Source organism: Pseudomonas guariconensis (assembly GCF_015680235.1).
In the GTDB taxonomy this organism is placed as follows: Bacteria; Pseudomonadota; Gammaproteobacteria; order Pseudomonadales; family Pseudomonadaceae; genus Aquipseudomonas; species Aquipseudomonas guariconensis_A.
The window spans coordinates 1-15,797 of sequence record NZ_JADLJL010000054.1; the positions used below are offsets into that span (position 1 = coordinate 1).

The window sequence follows — 15,797 nt, forward strand, 5'->3', positions numbered from 1 at the left end:
TGTAAGCCATAACGAAAAATGCTCCGTATCTTTCGATACGGAGCATTCTCTTAAAGGGCCGGGCAGATTGCTAGGTTTTCACACAGTCTGGAAGGGCCCTCTGGTTTGCGCTTCCGTATCTTATTGACCCGGAATGTCCTTGCGCAGTTTCACCGGATCGTGCTCCTTGCCTTCCTTGCGCGCCAAGGCGGTGCGCATGCGGATGTTGATCGCTTCCACCGCCAGGGAGAACGCCATGGCGAAGTAGACGTAGCCTTTTGGCACATGCACGTCGAAGGATTCAGCGATCAGCACGGTACCGACCACGATCAGGAACGACAGCGCGAGCATCTTCAGCGACGGGTGCTTGTCGATGAAGTCGCTGATGGTGCCGGCGCACAGCATCATCACCAGGACCGCGACGATGATCGCGGCGATCATCACCGGTACATGAGAAACCATGCCGACCGCAGTGATCACCGAATCGAGGGAGAACACGATGTCGATGATGGCGATCTGGATGATGGTGTAGAAGAACTTGCCGCCCGCTCCCTTGGGCTCGTCCTGGCTTTCGTCTTCGCCCTCCAAGCCGTGGTAGATCTCCTGGGAGCTCTTCCACAGCAGGAACAGGCCGCCGAAGAACAGGATCAGGTCGCGCCCCGAGATACCTTGGCCGAAGACCTCGAACAGGTCGTCGGTCAGGCGCATCACCCAGGTGATCGACAGCAATAACATGATGCGGGTGATCATGGCCAGGGCCAGGCCGAAGATCCGGGTGCGCGGCTGCATGTGCTTGGGCATGCGGCTGACCAGAATCGAGATCATGATGATGTTGTCGATACCGAGAACGATCTCAAGCGCGGTGAGGGTGAAAAAGGCAACCCAGATTTCCGGGCTGGTCAGCCATTCCATGTGTAATCCTTCGAGTGATAGAGGCAATGCGCCCGGTCGGGCGCATCGCGATGTGGGGTTTGCCTTATAGGCTGCTGAACAACGGGAAGATTCCCATCAGCAACGCGGCGAGCATTATGCACATGCACACGAGCACTGCCCACTTCAGTGTGAAGCGCTGGTGATCGCCGAATTCGATACCCGCCAGGGCCACCAGCAGGTACGTAGAAGGTACCAGCGGGCTGAGCAGATGTACCGGCTGCCCGACGATCGACGCACGGGCCATTTCCACCGGGCTGATGCCGTAGTGACTGGCGGCTTCGGAGAGCACGGGCAGCACGCCGTAGTAGAACGCGTCGTTGGACATGAAGAAGGTGAACGGCATGCTGACGATGGCCGTGATCACCGCCAGGTAAGGTCCCAGAGCGTCTGGAATCACGGCCAGCAGGCTTTTGGACATGGCTTCGACCATGCCGGTACCTGACAGAATGCCGGTGAAAATACCCGCTGCGAAGATCAGGCCGGTCACCGCCAGCACGCTGCCGGCATGGGCGGCAATGCGGTCTTTTTGCTGCTGCAGGCAGGGGTAGTTGACGATCATGGCGATGCTGAAAGCGATCATGAACAGCACCGGCAGCGGCAGCGCGCCGGCGATCAGGGCGACCATCAGGGCTGCGGTCAAGGCGCCGTTGAACCAGATCAGCTTCGGCCGACGTGCTTCAGGGAACTGCGAGACGCTGATTTCGCTGTGGTCGATGTCGTCGGTAGGCAAATGGAGTTCGCCCAGACGGGCCCGTTCGCGCTTGCCGTACATATAGGCGATGACCAGGATCGCCAGCACACCGAAGACCATGGCCGGGATCATCGGCACGAAGATGTCCGAAGGGTCGACGTGCAGGGCGCTGGCGGCACGGGCGGTGGGGCCACCCCAAGGGGTCATGTTCATCACCCCGCCGGCCAGGATGATCAGGCCCGCCATGATCCGAGGGCTCATGCCCAGGCGGCTGTACAGTGGCAGCATGGCAGCGCAGCAGATCATGTAGGTGGTGGCGCCGTCGCCGTCGAGGGACACCACCAAGGCCAGCACCGCGGTGCCGACCGAGACTTTCAGCGGGTCGCCTTTGACCAGCTTGAGGATCTTGCGCACGGCCGGGTCGAACAGGCCGGAATCGATCATCAGGGCGAAGTAGAGAATGGCGAACATCAGCATTACGCCGGTGGGCGCAAGCTTGCTGATGCCTTCGAGCATCATCGGGCCGATTTGGCTGTAGAAGCCACCGAACAGGGCGAACAGGATCGGTACCAGGATCAGGGCGATCAAGGCCGACAGGCGCTTGGTCATGATCAGGTACATGAACGAAATGACCATGGCGAAGCCGAGGAAGGTCAGCATGGCGGTACTCCAGGCGTGGCGCGGCGAAAGGAAAGTCGACTCGGGCGGATCAGCGCGTCAGGCGCTGCGCGGGGAGCAATCGGGGCGGAACGGCGAAAAGGCGGGCACAGGAAAACATCGGTATCACCATTGTTGTTGTTGATTGGGCCGGGCGCGGAAATATTCCGGGTGCCCTGGCTGACCGGTCTGCTGCCGGTAGTGGGGCTATCCTATGTGCGCAACCTTTCAGCCAGCTTTCGCCTGGAACAAGGCGACCGGAGGTCATGTCGATGCCGAACGTACTGGAGGGGGGCTGCCATTGCGGCGCCCTGCGCTATCGCCTGGAGGGTGAGCTGACGGATATCGCCCATTGCCACTGCTCGATCTGCCGGCGGGTCAGCGGCGGGCTGGTGGTGACCTGGCTCACCTTGCCCCGCGAAGGTTTTCGGTGGTTGGCGGGTAAGCCCGACTGTTATGTCGCCCCGGCCAGTTGCAGCCGTTACTTCTGTGGCAACTGTGGGGCGCATGTGGCATTGGTGACCACACGCAGCCCGCAGAGTATCGATGTGACGGTGGCGACCCTGGACCACCCGGAGCGGGTGCGGGCCAAGCGGCATATCTGGACCAGCAGCCGTTTGCCTTGGCTGCATCTGGATGAGGATCTGCCGGGGGAGGTGCAGGAGCATCTTTGAACATGGGCTGCTGCGCAGCCCTTTCGCGGCACAAGCCCGCTCCTGCATAAGCCCTGTAGGAGCGGCCTTGTGCCGCGAAAGGGGCCCAGAAAGCTCAAGGCAGTTGCAGCCCCCCGGCGGCCTTGTGCAACGCCCGCAGATGCTCGCCAATCTGCTTCACGTTGGCTTCGACCGCGGCGATTTCCTTGGCTCGCGAAGGCTCCAACAGCGCGCGCACCTCCTTGTCCAGGTCGGTGCTCAGGCGCAGCAATTGGGCCTGCCTTTCGCGGCTGACCTTTTCCAGGTGCTCGCGTTCCTGTGGCTGCGGCAGGCCATAGCCCTTGGCCTCCAGCAACTCCGCCGGGCGGCTGAGGAAGCCACTGTTGGCGAGCATCTGTTGCAAGGTCTCGTTGGCCTTGGCGATGCTGCCATCCTTGAGCGCCGCGGCATTGAGGTAACGTTGCTTGACTTCGTCCTGGGCCAGCAGCAACTGGCGGCGCAGGCTGGCCTGCTCGAGCAGCAGCAGGGCCGCGCTGGTACGCAGGTCGGCTTGTGGGAACCAGGCGCGGCGCTCCTCGGCGTCCAGGGCCAGCCAGTCCTCGACCTTGTCCTGCTTGATCGGCAGCTGCTTCTTCAAGACGTCGAACATGGCCTGGTAGCGCTCGCGGTAGGAGTCGAAGCGATAGCCCAGGCGCAGGGCCTCGCGTGGGTCGTCGAGCACGCTCGTATCGGCCAATCCGCGCCCCTTGAGAACCTCCAGCAAGCCGTTGGGCATGATGCTGTCCAGGTCGTTGAAGCGCGGATTGCCGGTGCCGCTGCGCAGCAGCTTCAACGACTCCACCGCGCAGTTGTTGGACAGGAAGAAGTAGCTGCCGTCGTAGCTCCAGTGCATCTCGGCCGCCTGACGCACCACGTTTTCCACTTCCTGGCGGGTGAGCTTGAGCGGGATCGAGGCCAGGCTGCGCAGCTCCGTCTTGGTGTACTCGTCGATCACCTGGCTCAACGGCAGCACGAACAACCGTGAGGGGTAGGCGCCGGTCAGGCCATCCCAGCTGGACAGCTGCAGGTCATTGACGAAGGCCCGGTAGGACAGCACCAGGTGCTGGTCCAGGTCCAGCCGGCAATCCGGGCCGCGTGGCCGACCTGGGGCGCAGATGACCAGGCGCAGCATGCTGTGGCCCCAGCGGCTGACCCAGTTCTGGTTGGCCTCGGCCAACAGATAGTCGACCTCGTAGACCCGCTCGGGGTCAATCTCGCCCAAGGGTTGGCGGGCGAAGTCGCTGCCCGCGTTGAGGAACGGCAGGCCACTGGCGCATGGGGTGTGTTGCGGTGCCCAGCCGAAGTGCTCGCTCAGGTATTGGTTCAAGGCCGGGCGGCGGCAGGCGTAGCTTGGGTCGAGCAGGAAATACTCCATGTTGACCGCGATGTATTCCTTGGGGCTGCTCAGCTCGTAGCTGTCGGGGCTGCGTACGAATTGGCCGTTGTGCTGTTCGCGCTCGCCGCGCCTGCCGACGTACTGCGGCCATCCGGCCAGGTCGAGCAAGCGTGGGTCATCGCTCAAGGTGAAGCGCCGTTCTGCCTGGCCACGGCACGGTTGTGGCAGGCCAATCCTGCCCAGGCTGCCTTGCTGGCGCTTGCAACGGGTGATCAGCTGGCGCTCGGCGGCAGGCCACAGGCGCGCGCGGTCGTAGATATGGGTCAGCTCATGGAGCACCGTGGCCAGCAGTTCTTGGCGCACCGTGCCGTGGGGGCGGCCGGTCTGCTCGCGTGCGGCGCTGCCATCGACCAGGCCGGGCAACAGGCGGCGGTTAAGGTCGAGCGTCGAGACCAAGGAAGCCTGGCCGTAGGCATCGGCAGGCATACCCTCGCGCCAGCTGACCTGAATACGCCGGTCCAATTGCTGCTTGAAGCGTGGCGGAAGTTTCGCCATGGCCTCGTCGAGCAGGGCCTGGGTGGCCTGTTGCTGTTTCGGGTCGAGGCCGGCTGTCTGCAGCTCGAGCTGCAGACCTGCCAGGGCGGGCGTGCCGAGCAGCGTCAGGGCGCAGCCCAGCAGCCAGGCACGCACGCGCTTCACAGGGCGAGAATGGCTTCGGCCAGTACCTGATCGCTGGCGTCGCGCGCTTCGGGGACGCGTTGGCGAAGGGTATTGAAAGCGGCTTCGAGCTGGGCACCCCGGATCTCGCCGCGGCTGGCGACGAAGCTGGCCGCGTCGTCGTGGGCTTGCTGCACGATCTTGGAATCGCGAATGGAGGTGGTGGTATCAGAGGTGAAATCGATCGAACGGCCAAAGGCACGGACGATGATATTGCTGGTGGCCACCAGGGTCTGTGCCTGGGCCAGGTCTGCCAGCAGCAGCATGCCGAGGGCGGCGGCGATCAGCGGTTTACGCATGGAGCATCTCCGGAAGATACGGGTATTCATTGGACGAGAATCGCTTCGGCCAGTTCAAGGTCGCCGACAGAATGATGCGGGTGGGCACGACGTAGCGAACTGAGGGCCGCCTGCAGGCGTGCACCACGGATCAGGCCGTCTGTGGCGATGAAGGCCGCGGCATCGTCACGGGCCTGGTCGACCAATTTGCGATCGAACGGTGCGGTGGTCACCTGGCTGGTGACATAACCGCTGGCGACCAGGCTCTGGGTGGTGACATCCATCGCATGGGCGCTTCCCATGCCGACGAAGGCGAACAGCAATGGCAACAGATAACGCATGACTTTCGAGTGACGTTGGGCAGGGAGTGGCGAAGGCTAACCCGCAAGCGCCGCTCAAGGCCAGCACTTGCGGGGTAGCGCGTCGTGGATCAGAGCGCCAGGATTGCCTGGGCCAGTTGCGCGTCGCTGGCTTGCAGGCTTGGCTGCTGCTCGCGGATATGCACGAAGGCGCTTTCCAGCTTGGCGCCGCGGATGGCGCCTTCGCTGCCGACGAAGGTGGCGGCATCGTCACGGGCGGCCTGGACGATCTTGTCGTCTTTCAGGGACGAGGACAGGTCGGAGGTCGCGTCGGTGGAAGCGGCGACGCCGCGCACGACCGCGTCAGTCGTGACGACGAAGCTGGAGGCGTTGGCAGTGCCGGCCAGGGCCAGCAGCAGGGCGGCGCCGATGAAATGGTTACGGGACATGGTCGTGGACTCCTGCGTAAGGGTCTTGAAGTAGTTCTGGTTATCGGACGTCGCTCGGCTCGTCACGGTATTTGCCAAGCGGCTGAAACGAAGCGTATCACGCGCCAGCGCGGTGCAGCTCATCGGCGACAGCTTTTGCGTAACTGTTATGGTGCGCATTTACTAATTTTAAAACTGTATTGGTAATAGCTGTAAGTCCCATGCCAGACGCCTGGAAAACAAAAAGCCCGTCGCGATTTCCCGCGACGGGCTTCAGGAATTCTGGGTGCTGGCCGAGGCCAGCGAGCCCGGGCTTAGCGCCAGAACGGCTTGCTCAGCTCTTCGTAACGCTGCGACTCGCTGATACCGGCGTCGGCCAGCAGGCGGGCGTCCAGGCGAGCCAGCTGACGGCGGCTGGAGACACGGCGCTGCCACAGCAGCAGGGTCGACAGGGCGCGCAGAGGCAGCGAAGCGTGGGAGGCTTGAGCGTTGTTTTCAAAAACCAGGTCGGAACTGAGGGTGCGTTCCATGATGTGTCATCCTTCCGCTTGTGGCGGCATTAGGTAGTGATTTAACTGATGCCAATGATCCTCCTCTGTCGTCCAGAACAGTAGATACAGTTCATATGTATTGCGATGGCTCAGTTAACTGTTTAACCCGACTGTTGCACTTGAATTTGGCGCAACTGTACTGGTCGGCACCTATTTGGTGCATTTTTGAGCTGCGAAGAATTTTGCGAGGCGGGAAAGTCAGTTATTTACCGGTACAGTAGTACAGTTTTTAAGGTTTATGTTCGGGCTGATTTGAAAAACTGTGATGGTCCTCTGTAGATATCCAAAACAGACTGGCTGTTTTGTGGGTGCGGGCCTGTCCCGCGATTGGGGGCGCCCTGGTGCGCGGTACCTGGCAAGGGCTTCGCCCTTGTTCGCGGGGCAAGCCGCTCCTACAGGGGCGTGCGATATCCAAAAGGAGATTGGCTGTTTTGTGGGGCGGGCCTGTCCCGCGATTGGGTGGGCCCTGGTATCGCGGGGCAAGCCCCGCTCCTAGAGGGGGGCAATCAGAACAGTTGAGGATCAGCTGGCAAGCATGCGCCCGCTTTCTTCCAGGTTCTCGTGCCAGCTCAGTGCTTCGCGCAGGATGTGCGGGGTATGGCCGCCACGCTGGCAGGCGCGGTCGAAGTAGTCGTTGAGCGCAGCGCGGTAGTCCGGGTGCACGCAGTTGTCGATGATCGCCCGGGCACGTTCGCGTGGCGCCAGGCCACGCAGGTCGGCCAGGCCTTGCTCGGTGACGAGGATGTCCACGTCGTGCTCGGTGTGGTCGACATGGCTGACCATCGGAACCACGCTGGAAATCGCACCGCCTTTGGCGATCGACTTGGTGACGAACACCGCCAGATGGGCATTGCGGGCGAAGTCGCCGGAGCCACCGATGCCGTTCATCATCTTGGTGCCGCAGACGTGGGTCGAGTTGACGTTGCCATAGATGTCGAACTCAAGCGCAGTGTTGATGCCGATGATCCCCAGGCGGCGCACCACTTCCGGGTGGTTGGAAATTTCCTGTGGACGCAATACCAGCTTGTCCTTGTAACGCTCCAGGTTGCCGAACACATCGGCATTGCGGCGCGTCGACAAGGTAATCGAGCTGCCTGAGGCGAAGCGCAGCTTGCCGGCGTCGATCAGGTCGAAGGTCGAGTCCTGCAGGACTTCGGAGTACATGGTCAGGTCTTCGAACGGCGACTCGATCAGGCCGCACATTACCGCGTTGGCAATGCTGCCGATGCCAGCCTGCAGTGGGCCGAGCTTGTTGGTCATGCGGCCTGCATCCACTTCGCGCTTGAAGAAGTCGATCAGGTGGTCGGCGATGGCCTGGGTCTCGTGGTCCGGTGGCAGCACGGTAGATGGCGAGTCCGGCTGGTCACTGATGACGATGCCGACGATCTTCGCCGGGTCGATCGGGATGGCGGTGCTGCCGATACGGTCATCCACCTTCACCAACGGGATCGGGGTGCGGGTCGGGCGGTAGGTGGGGATATAGATGTCGTGCAGGCCTTCGAGGTTGGCATTGTGCGACAGGTTGATCTCGACGATGACCTGTTTGGCGAAGATCGCGAAGCTGGCCGAGTTGCCCACCGAAGTGGTCGGCACGATGTGGCCTTGTTCGGTGATCGCCACCGCTTCGATGACTGCGATGTCCGGCAGTTTGAGCTGCTGGTTGCGCAGCTGCTCGACGGTTTCCGACAGGTGCTGGTCGATGAACATCACCTGACCGTCGTTGATGGCCTTGCGCAGGGTGCTGTCCACCTGGAACGGCATGCGGCGGGCCAGGACACCGGCCTCGGTAAGCTGCTTGTCCAGGTCGTTGCCCAGGCTGGCGCCGGTCATCAGGCTGATCTTCAGGGGCGATTGCCTGGCGCGTTCGGCCAGGGCATGAGGCACGGCCTTGGCTTCGCCGGCGCGGGTGAAACCGCTCATGCCGACGGTCATGCCGTCCTGGATCAGGCCAGCGGCATCAGCCGCACTCATTACCTTGCTGTGCAGGGAGGACAAGCGGATACGATCACGGTACATGGATTGTTATCTCGGGCTACTGAAGCTACTGCAGCGCAGTCTAGAGATTTCACCCGGTGGCGTCCCGCGACCATGGTCGTATGCGAAGGGCGGAAATAGAGCCGTTGATCTGGATCACATGAATGCGACAACCCCCGGGAAGGTTGTTCCAGGGGGTTGTTCAAGGTGGCTCCCACAGCTACGGCCAACGCAGGACAGGTGGGAGCCGGCTTGCCGGCGATGGGCTACAAACTGCCCCGAAAGCGGCGCGTTACTCCACTGCCTTGACCATGTCCTCGATCACCTTCTTGGCATCGCCGAACACCATCATGGTCTTGTCCAGGTAGAACAGTTCGTTGTCCAGGCCTGCATAGCCGCTGGCCATGGAGCGCTTGTTGACGATGATGGTCTTGGCCTTGAACGCCTCGAGGATCGGCATGCCGGCGATCGGCGACTTGGGGTCGTTCTTCGCGGCTGGGTTGACCACGTCGTTGGCGCCCAGCACCAGCACCACGTCGGCCTGGCCGAAGTCGGCGTTGATGTCTTCCATCTCGAACACCTGGTCGTATGGCACCTCGGCCTCGGCCAGCAGCACGTTCATGTGCCCCGGCATACGGCCCGCCACCGGGTGGATCGCGTACTTCACGTTCACCCCGTTGTGGGTCAGCTTCTCGGTCAGCTCCTTGAGCGCATGCTGGGCGCGAGCCACCGCAAGGCCGTAGCCGGGGACGATGATCACGCTGTCGGCGTTGCTCAGCAGGAAGGTGGCGTCGTCGGCCGAGCCGGACTTCACCGGGCGCTGTTCCTTGGAACCGGCAGCTGCGCCCGCGTCTACATCGGCACCGAAGCCACCGAGGATGACGTTGAAGAACGAGCGGTTCATCGCCTTGCACATGATGTAGGAGAGGATCGCACCGCTGGAGCCTACCAGGGAGCCAGCGATGATCAGCATCGAGTTGTTCAGCGAGAAGCCGATACCGGCCGCGGCCCAGCCCGAGTAGCTATTGAGCATCGACACCACCACCGGCATGTCGGCGCCGCCGATCGGGATGATGATCAGCACGCCCATGATGAAGGCCAGGGCCAGCATCAGGGTGAAGGCGCTGTAATGGCCGGTGAAGGTGAACAGCAGGCCCAGGGCGATGGTGGTCAGGCCCAGGATCAGGTTCAGCTTGTGCTGGCCGGCGAACTGTACCGGTGCGCCCTGGAACAGGCGGAACTTGTACTTGCCCGACAGCTTGCCGAAGGCGATCACCGAGCCGGAGAAGGTGATGGCACCGATCGCCGCACCCAGGAACAGCTCCAGGCGGTTGCCGGTGGGGATCGGGTCGCTGATGCTGGCGACGATGCCCAGCGATTGCGGCTCGAGCACCGCGGCAATGGCAATGAACACCGCTGCCAGGCCGATCATGCTGTGCATGAAGGCGACCAGTTCAGGCATCTTGGTCATTTCCACGCGCTTGGCCATGATCGAGCCGGCGGTACCACCGATCAGCAGGCCGACGATCACGTAGCCGATGCCGGCGGTCGCCAGCTCGGCACCGAGCTTATAGATGAGGCCGACGGTGGTGAGGATCGCGATCCCCATGCCGATCATGCCGAACAGGTTACCCCGGCGCGACGTCGTCGGGTGCGACAGGCCCTTGAGCGCCTGGATGAAGCAGACCGAGGCGACCAGGTAGAGAAGCGTTACCAGATTCATGCTCATGCTTACTTCTGCGCCTCGTTCTTGGTTTTCTTCTTGAACATTTCCAACATGCGGCGGGTGACCAGGAAGCCACCGAAGACATTGACCGCCGCCAGGGCCACGGCCAGGGTCCCCATCACCTTGCCGGCGGGGGTTACAGTCAGGGCGGCAGCCAGCATGGCGCCGACGATGACGATTGCGGAAATGGCGTTGGTGACGGCCATCAACGGCGTGTGCAGGGCTGGTGTGACGTTCCACACCACGTGGTAGCCCACATAGATGGCCAGCACGAAGATGATCAGGTTGTAGATGCCATGGGAAATCAGCATGTCTTCCATTGTCGTGCTCCTTAGCCGTTCTTGCGCACGACCTGGCCGTCGCGGCACATCAGGCACGCGGCGACGATGTCGTCTTCGAGGTTGATGACCAGCGCGCCGTCCTTGTCGAACAGCAGCTTCATGAAGTCCAGCAGGTTGCGTGCATACAGCGCCGAGGCGTCGGCAGCCACCTGGGCCGGCAGGTTGGTCGGGCCGACGATGGTCACGCCGTGCTCCATCACTACCTGGTCCGGTACGGTCAGCGGGCAGTTGCCACCTTGGGCGGCGGCCAGGTCGATGACCACTGCGCCGGGCTTCATCTGCGCAACGGTTTCCGCGCTGAGCAGCGTTGGCGCCTTGCGCCCCGGGATCAGTGCGGTGGTGATGACGATGTCGGACTGCTTGGCGCGCTCGTGGACCGCCTGGGCCTGGCGCTGCATCCAGCTGGCCGGCATGGGGCGGGCGTAACCGCCAACGCCTTCGGCGCACTCGCGTTCTTCATCGGTTTCGTAGGGCACGTCGATGAACTTGGCGCCGAGCGACTCGATCTGCTCCTTCACCGCTGGGCGTACGTCCGAGGCCTCGATCACCGCCCCCAGGCGCTTGGCCGTGGCGATGGCCTGCAGGCCGGCGACGCCAGCGCCGAGAATCAGCACGCGAGCGGCTTTCACGGTACCTGCGGCGGTCATCAGCATGGGCATGAAGCGCGGGTAATGATGGGCGGCCAGCAACACGGCCTTGTAACCGGCGATGTTGGCCTGGGACGACAGTACGTCCAGGCTCTGGGCCCGCGATGTACGCGGCGCGGCTTCGAGGGCGAAGGCGGTGATGCCGCGCTCGGCCATCTTGGCGATCAGTTCGCTGTTGAACGGGTTGAGCATGCCTACAAGCAGGCTGCCGCTGTTGATCTGGGCAAGCTCCTGGTCGTTGGGTGCGACTACCTTGAGCACCAACTGCGCGCCGAATGCATCGGCGGCGTTGCCCAGGGAGGCGCCAACGGCTTCATAGGCACTGTCCGGAATGCTGGCATTGAGCCCTGCCCCCCGTTGGACGGTGACCTGATGCCCCTGGCCAACCAGCTTCTTGATGGTTTCCGGGGTAGCGGCGACCCGCGTTTCGCCCGTCTGCGTCTCGAGAGGAACACCAATGTGCACGACTTTGTCTCCTGCGGTGACCTTTTGTCTTTGTTGAAACCAGCGCACTTCGGGTGGTGCATCTGGAGCGGCCGTTCAGCAACGAACCCGCCTGAATCCCGGGCGGGCCGAGCATTTTGCAGACGAACCGAAGGGGCTTCAACCGGTTCTGGAGCGATACGAAGCCAAAACTACAAGTCACCCTGTGACCGTATGTCGCAACGATTCGAAAGCAGCCCGTCAAATGCGGGCGATCCAGAGATTACGGCAAAATTTGCAATTTTTTGTAGGCGTTGCGCGGATACGTTCGTGGATGTCGCAAATAAGCCCTGAAAGCCGCGTGGTTGGGAGGCTTGAGTGCATTTTTCGGATAAGGAGGAACAGTTTGTTTATTGGCGACAATTCCTTATATCTGTAGGTGTTTAAAATAATTGACTACAGGGTCAGGAATGGAGATCGTCCCGATGGGTCGCGGTATAGCGTTCGGCCTGTTCCACCAGCCAGTCGCGGAAAGCTCGAAGCGAGGCGGACTCTACCTTGCGCTCAGGAATCATCAGGTAGTAGGCCTTGGCGCTAGTCAGGGCGTGGCGGTTGGCGATGACCAGCCTGCCCTCCTCCAATTCGCGCTGGATGAGAAACGGCGGAATCAGCGCAATGCCCATTTCATGCATAGCCGCCTGGGCCAGCATGGAGAATAGCTCATAGCGCGGGCCTGTCATGTCGCGCTCCACGGTCATGCCCAGGTTGCCGAACCATTGTCGCCAGGCATAGGGCCTGGTGGTTTGCTGCAGCAGCGGCAACTCGGCGATGCGCTGTGCCTCCAGGCTGGCCTGCCCATCCAGTAATGTTGGGTTGCATACGGGCACTGGGTTTTCCCCCATCAGCCGATGGGATTGGGTACCGGACCAGTCCGCGTCGCCGAAATAGATGGCGGCATCGAAGGTTGTGTCGGCGAACAGGAACGGGCGTGTGCGGTTGGTGAGGTTCACCGTGACGTCCGGATGACGCTGCTGGAAGTCCTTAAGTCGTGGCAGCAGCCATTGGGTGCCGAACGTCGGCACCACGGCCAGTTCGATCACGTTGGCGCCCTGCTGGCGCATTACCGACAAGGTGTCGCGCTCCACCGCGTCCAGTTGCGCAGCCACCTGGCGGCTGTAGGAAAGCCCGGCCTCGGTCAGTTTCACCCCGCGGCGTGAGCGCCTGAACAGCTCGACATTGAGAAAGGCTTCAAGGCCGCCGATCTGCCGACAGACGGCCCCTTGCGTCAGGGCCAGTTCGTGGGCCGCCTTGGTGAAGCTCTCGTGGCGTGCGGCCGCTTCGAAGCAGACCAGGGCCGTGGTGCTGGGGATCTTGCGTCGCATGTACGTGAACCTCACTTCTAAGGCGTTGAATATCGGCTTTGTCACTATTTCGGAGTGACAAAATATCACTAAAGCGTGCGCAATCCTCGTTTGTCCCTGCGACCGATCAGGCCTAGGATCAAGGCACAAGAAATTTTCGTTCCCACATTTCGAGGAATTCGCTCATGGCCGGTAAAGCAAGCTTCAACTGGATCGACCCGCTGCTGCTCGACCAGCAGCTCACTGAAGAAGAGCGCATGGTCCGTGACAGCGCCTATCAGTTCGCCCAGGACAAGCTGGCGCCCCGTGTACTGGAGGCCTTCCGCCACGAGCAAACCGACCCTGCGATCTTCCGCGAAATGGGCGAAGTCGGCCTGCTAGGTGCGACTATTCCGGCCGAGTACGGTGGCAGCGGCCTGAACTATGTGTGCTACGGCCTGATTGCCCGCGAGGTGGAGCGCATCGACTCCGGTTACCGCTCCATGATGAGCGTGCAGTCATCGTTGGTGATGGTGCCGATCAACGAATTCGGCAGCGAAGCACAGAAACAGAAATACCTGCCCAAGCTGGCCACCGGTGAATGGATCGGCTGCTTCGGCCTGACCGAACCCAACCATGGTTCCGACCCGGGCTCGATGATCACCCGGGCGCGCACGGTCGACGGCGGCTATCGCCTGACCGGCAGCAAGATGTGGATCACCAACAGCCCGATCGCCGATGTATTCGTGGTCTGGGCCAAGGACGATGCCGGCGATATCCGCGGCTTCATCCTCGAAAAAGGCTGGGAAGGCCTGAGCGCCCCGGCCATCCATGGCAAGGTTGGCCTGCGTGCGTCGATCACCGGTGAGATCGTCATGGACAACGTCTTCGTGCCACAAGAGAACATCTTCCCCGAGGTGCGTGGCCTCAAGGGACCGTTCACCTGCCTGAACTCGGCTCGCTATGGCATCTCCTGGGGCGCGCTGGGTGCGGCCGAGGCCTGCTGGCATACCGCCCGCCAGTACACCCTGGACCGCAAGCAGTTCGGCCGCCCGTTGGCCGCCAACCAGCTGATCCAAAAGAAGCTGGCCGACATGCAGACCGAGATCACTCTGGCCCTGCAGGGCTGCCTGCGCCTGGGCCGGATGAAGGATGAAGGCACCGCGGCGGTGGAAATCACCTCGATCATGAAGCGCAATTCCTGCGGCAAGGCGCTGGATATCGCACGCATGGCTCGCGACATGCTCGGCGGCAATGGCATCTCCGACGAGTTCGGCGTGGCCCGTCACCTGGTCAACCTCGAGGTGGTCAATACCTACGAAGGCACCCATGACGTCCATGCGCTGATCCTGGGTCGCGCCCAGACCGGTATCCAGGCGTTCTATTGATCGGAGGAGTCCGCCATGGGCGCGCTATCACATTTGCGGGTGCTGGACCTTTCGCGCGTGCTGGCGGGGCCTTGGTCCGGCCAGATCCTCGCCGACCTCGGGGCCGACGTGATCAAGGTCGAGCGCCCTGGCACGGGTGACGACACCCGCTCCTGGGGGCCACCCTTCCTCAAGGATGCCCAGGGCGAGAACACCAGCGAGGCGGCTTATTATCTGTCCGCCAACCGTAACAAGCGTTCGGTGACCATCGACTTCACCCAGCCGGACGGCCAGCGCCTGGTGCGCGAGCTGGCGGCGAAGTCGGATATCGTCATCGAAAACTTCAAGGTGGGTGGTTTGGCCGCCTATGGGCTGGACTACGAGAGCCTGAAGGCGGTCAACCCCAAGCTCATCTATTGCTCTATCACCGGGTTCGGGCAGACCGGGCCTTATGCCAAGCGTGCGGGCTACGACTTCATGATCCAGGGGTTGGGCGGGCTCATGAGCCTGACCGGGCGACCTGAAGGCGAAGAAGGCGCTGGCCCTATAAAAGTTGGCGTTGCCCTGACCGATATTCTGACCGGGCTCTACTCGACGGTGGCGATCCTGGCTGCCCTCGCCTATCGCGACCAGACCGGCGTCGGCCAGCATGTCGATATGGCGCTGCTGGATGTGCAGGTGGCCTGTCTGGCCAACCAGGCGATGAACTACCTCACCACCGGCACGCCGCCTCGGCGCCTGGGCAATGCCCACCCGAACATCGTGCCTTACCAGGACTTCCCGACGGCGGATGGCAACTTCATCCTCACCGTGGGTAACGATGGGCAGTTCCGTAAGTTCGCCGAAGTGGCCGGGCAGCCGCAGTGGGCGGATGACCCGCGCTTTGCCACCAACAAACAGCGTGTTGCCAATCGTGCCGAGTTGATTCCGCTGATTCGCCAGGCCACGGTGTTCAAGACCACGGCCCAGTGGGTCAGCGAGCTGGAAAAGGCTGGCGTGCCCTGTGGGCCTATCAACGACCTGGCGCAAATGTTCCAGGACCCGCAGGTGCTGGCCCGTGGCTTGGCGCTGAATATCGCGCACCCGCTGGCGGGAAGTGTGCCGCAGGTGGCGAGCCCGATTCGGTTGTCCGAAACCCCGGTGGAGTACCGCCAGGCGCCGCCTTTGCTGGGCGAGCATACCAATGCGGTACTGGAGCAGGTGTTGGGGATGAATGCCGAGGCGGTACAGCGCTTGCGAGGGGCTGGGGTGTTGTGAGCGGCTGGTAGCTATATAAGCAGCGGGGAGGCCGGTAGGCCTCCCCGCTTTGTTTTTCGGCAATATCGAAGTTTTTTGAAAATAACGGTTGACGTGCCGTTTCAGGGGCCTATAATGCGCCCCACTTCCGACGCAGTCGAAACGCAAAACTCCTTGAGATT

15 protein-coding genes are annotated in these 15,797 nt (G+C 62.2%); 3 read left to right on the forward strand and 12 right to left on the reverse strand.

Translation table 11 applies throughout. The features are described from left to right. Nucleotides 1-120 precede the first annotated feature (120 nt). Entirely contained in the window at nucleotides 121-891 is a 771-nt protein-coding gene (locus tag IRZ56_RS22190; protein ID WP_196146912.1) for a TerC family protein, read from the reverse strand. A 64-nt stretch (nucleotides 892-955) separates the two neighbouring features. After that, nucleotides 956-2,263 (reverse strand): CitMHS family transporter, encoded by a 1,308-nt coding sequence (locus IRZ56_RS22195; RefSeq protein ID WP_196146913.1) that lies wholly within the window; start codon nucleotides 2,261-2,263, stop codon nucleotides 956-958. Between the two features lie 269 nt (nucleotides 2,264-2,532). Here IRZ56_RS22195 and IRZ56_RS22200 point away from each other — a divergent pair, with 269 nt between their 5' ends. Beyond that, entirely contained in the window at nucleotides 2,533-2,934 is a 402-nt protein-coding gene (locus tag IRZ56_RS22200; protein WP_196146914.1) for a GFA family protein, read from the forward strand. 94 nt (nucleotides 2,935-3,028) lie between these two features. On the opposite strand, the gene IRZ56_RS22205 is transcribed toward IRZ56_RS22200, so the two are convergent. From IRZ56_RS22205 to IRZ56_RS22250, 10 genes are all read right to left on the reverse strand, one after another. Next, nucleotides 3,029-4,987, reverse strand: a complete 1,959-nt coding sequence (locus tag IRZ56_RS22205; RefSeq protein WP_196146915.1) for a DUF4105 domain-containing protein — start codon at nucleotides 4,985-4,987, stop codon at nucleotides 3,029-3,031. Then, the gene (locus IRZ56_RS22210) at nucleotides 4,984-5,304 is read right to left on the reverse strand and encodes a DUF2388 domain-containing protein (protein ID WP_196146916.1); all 321 of its coding nucleotides are present in this window, start codon (nucleotides 5,302-5,304) and stop codon (nucleotides 4,984-4,986) included. Before IRZ56_RS22210 ends, IRZ56_RS22205 begins: the two co-directional genes overlap by 4 nt. 26 nt (nucleotides 5,305-5,330) lie before the next feature. Continuing rightward, nucleotides 5,331-5,624 carry a DUF2388 domain-containing protein gene (locus tag IRZ56_RS22215; protein WP_196146917.1) on the reverse strand — a complete coding sequence of 98 codons (294 nt, stop codon included), beginning with the start codon at nucleotides 5,622-5,624 and terminating at the stop codon, nucleotides 5,331-5,333. An 89-nt stretch (nucleotides 5,625-5,713) separates the two neighbouring features. Next, nucleotides 5,714-6,031, reverse strand: a complete 318-nt coding sequence (locus tag IRZ56_RS22220; protein WP_196146918.1) for a DUF2388 domain-containing protein — start codon at nucleotides 6,029-6,031, stop codon at nucleotides 5,714-5,716. A gap of 293 nt (nucleotides 6,032-6,324) precedes the next feature. Further along, nucleotides 6,325-6,540: a DUF1127 domain-containing protein gene (locus IRZ56_RS22225; RefSeq protein WP_084855152.1), complete on the reverse strand. Its 216-nt coding sequence runs from the start codon at nucleotides 6,538-6,540 to the stop codon at nucleotides 6,325-6,327. Between the two features lie 543 nt (nucleotides 6,541-7,083). Next, nucleotides 7,084-8,577: an acetyl-CoA hydrolase/transferase family protein gene (locus IRZ56_RS22230; protein WP_084855151.1), complete on the reverse strand. Its 1,494-nt coding sequence runs from the start codon at nucleotides 8,575-8,577 to the stop codon at nucleotides 7,084-7,086. Nucleotides 8,578-8,827: 250 nt separating this feature from the next. Beyond that, nucleotides 8,828-10,264 (reverse strand): NAD(P)(+) transhydrogenase (Re/Si-specific) subunit beta, encoded by a 1,437-nt coding sequence (locus IRZ56_RS22235; RefSeq protein ID WP_084855150.1) that lies wholly within the window; start codon nucleotides 10,262-10,264, stop codon nucleotides 8,828-8,830. A gap of 2 nt (nucleotides 10,265-10,266) precedes the next feature. Next, nucleotides 10,267-10,581, reverse strand: a complete 315-nt coding sequence (locus IRZ56_RS22240) for an NAD(P) transhydrogenase subunit alpha (RefSeq protein WP_008097413.1) — start codon at nucleotides 10,579-10,581, stop codon at nucleotides 10,267-10,269. Nucleotides 10,582-10,592: 11 nt separating this feature from the next. Next, nucleotides 10,593-11,714, reverse strand: a complete 1,122-nt coding sequence (locus tag IRZ56_RS22245) for a Re/Si-specific NAD(P)(+) transhydrogenase subunit alpha (protein ID WP_196146919.1) — start codon at nucleotides 11,712-11,714, stop codon at nucleotides 10,593-10,595. Between the two features lie 422 nt (nucleotides 11,715-12,136). Then, a complete protein-coding gene (locus tag IRZ56_RS22250; RefSeq protein WP_196146920.1) occupies nucleotides 12,137-13,054 on the reverse strand; it encodes a LysR family transcriptional regulator in 918 nt (305 codons plus the stop codon). A gap of 164 nt (nucleotides 13,055-13,218) precedes the next feature. Between IRZ56_RS22250 and IRZ56_RS22255 the strand changes: the two genes are divergently transcribed. Both IRZ56_RS22255 and IRZ56_RS22260 read left to right on the forward strand, forming a co-directional pair. Then, entirely contained in the window at nucleotides 13,219-14,400 is a 1,182-nt protein-coding gene (locus tag IRZ56_RS22255; RefSeq protein WP_196146921.1) for an acyl-CoA dehydrogenase, read from the forward strand. A 15-nt stretch (nucleotides 14,401-14,415) separates the two neighbouring features. Continuing rightward, complete coding sequence (locus IRZ56_RS22260) at nucleotides 14,416-15,636, forward strand: CaiB/BaiF CoA transferase family protein (protein WP_196146922.1); 1,221 nt, start codon at nucleotides 14,416-14,418, stop codon at nucleotides 15,634-15,636. Nucleotides 15,637-15,797 lie beyond the last annotated feature (161 nt).

Excerpts from the sequence above, each read along its gene's own strand:
- IRZ56_RS22190 (WP_196146912.1), bottom strand. The coding sequence starts at position 891 with ATGGAATGGCTGACCAGCCCGGAAATCTGGGTTGCCTTTTTCACCCTC.
- IRZ56_RS22195 (WP_196146913.1), bottom strand. The coding sequence starts at position 2,263 with ATGCTGACCTTCCTCGGCTTCGCCATGGTCATTTCGTTCATGTACCTG.
- IRZ56_RS22200 (WP_196146914.1), top strand. The coding sequence starts at position 2,533 with ATGCCGAACGTACTGGAGGGGGGCTGCCATTGCGGCGCCCTGCGCTAT.
- IRZ56_RS22210 (WP_196146916.1), bottom strand. The coding sequence starts at position 5,304 with ATGCGTAAACCGCTGATCGCCGCCGCCCTCGGCATGCTGCTGCTGGCA.
- IRZ56_RS22215 (WP_196146917.1), bottom strand. The coding sequence starts at position 5,624 with ATGCGTTATCTGTTGCCATTGCTGTTCGCCTTCGTCGGCATGGGAAGC.
- IRZ56_RS22220 (WP_196146918.1), bottom strand. The coding sequence starts at position 6,031 with ATGTCCCGTAACCATTTCATCGGCGCCGCCCTGCTGCTGGCCCTGGCC.
- IRZ56_RS22225 (WP_084855152.1), bottom strand. The coding sequence starts at position 6,540 with ATGGAACGCACCCTCAGTTCCGACCTGGTTTTTGAAAACAACGCTCAA.
- IRZ56_RS22230 (WP_084855151.1), bottom strand. The coding sequence starts at position 8,577 with ATGTACCGTGATCGTATCCGCTTGTCCTCCCTGCACAGCAAGGTAATG.
- IRZ56_RS22235 (WP_084855150.1), bottom strand. The coding sequence starts at position 10,264 with ATGAGCATGAATCTGGTAACGCTTCTCTACCTGGTCGCCTCGGTCTGC.
- IRZ56_RS22240 (WP_008097413.1), bottom strand. The coding sequence starts at position 10,581 with ATGGAAGACATGCTGATTTCCCATGGCATCTACAACCTGATCATCTTC.
- IRZ56_RS22250 (WP_196146920.1), bottom strand. The coding sequence starts at position 13,054 with ATGCGACGCAAGATCCCCAGCACCACGGCCCTGGTCTGCTTCGAAGCG.
- IRZ56_RS22255 (WP_196146921.1), top strand. The coding sequence starts at position 13,219 with ATGGCCGGTAAAGCAAGCTTCAACTGGATCGACCCGCTGCTGCTCGAC.
- IRZ56_RS22260 (WP_196146922.1), top strand. The coding sequence starts at position 14,416 with ATGGGCGCGCTATCACATTTGCGGGTGCTGGACCTTTCGCGCGTGCTG.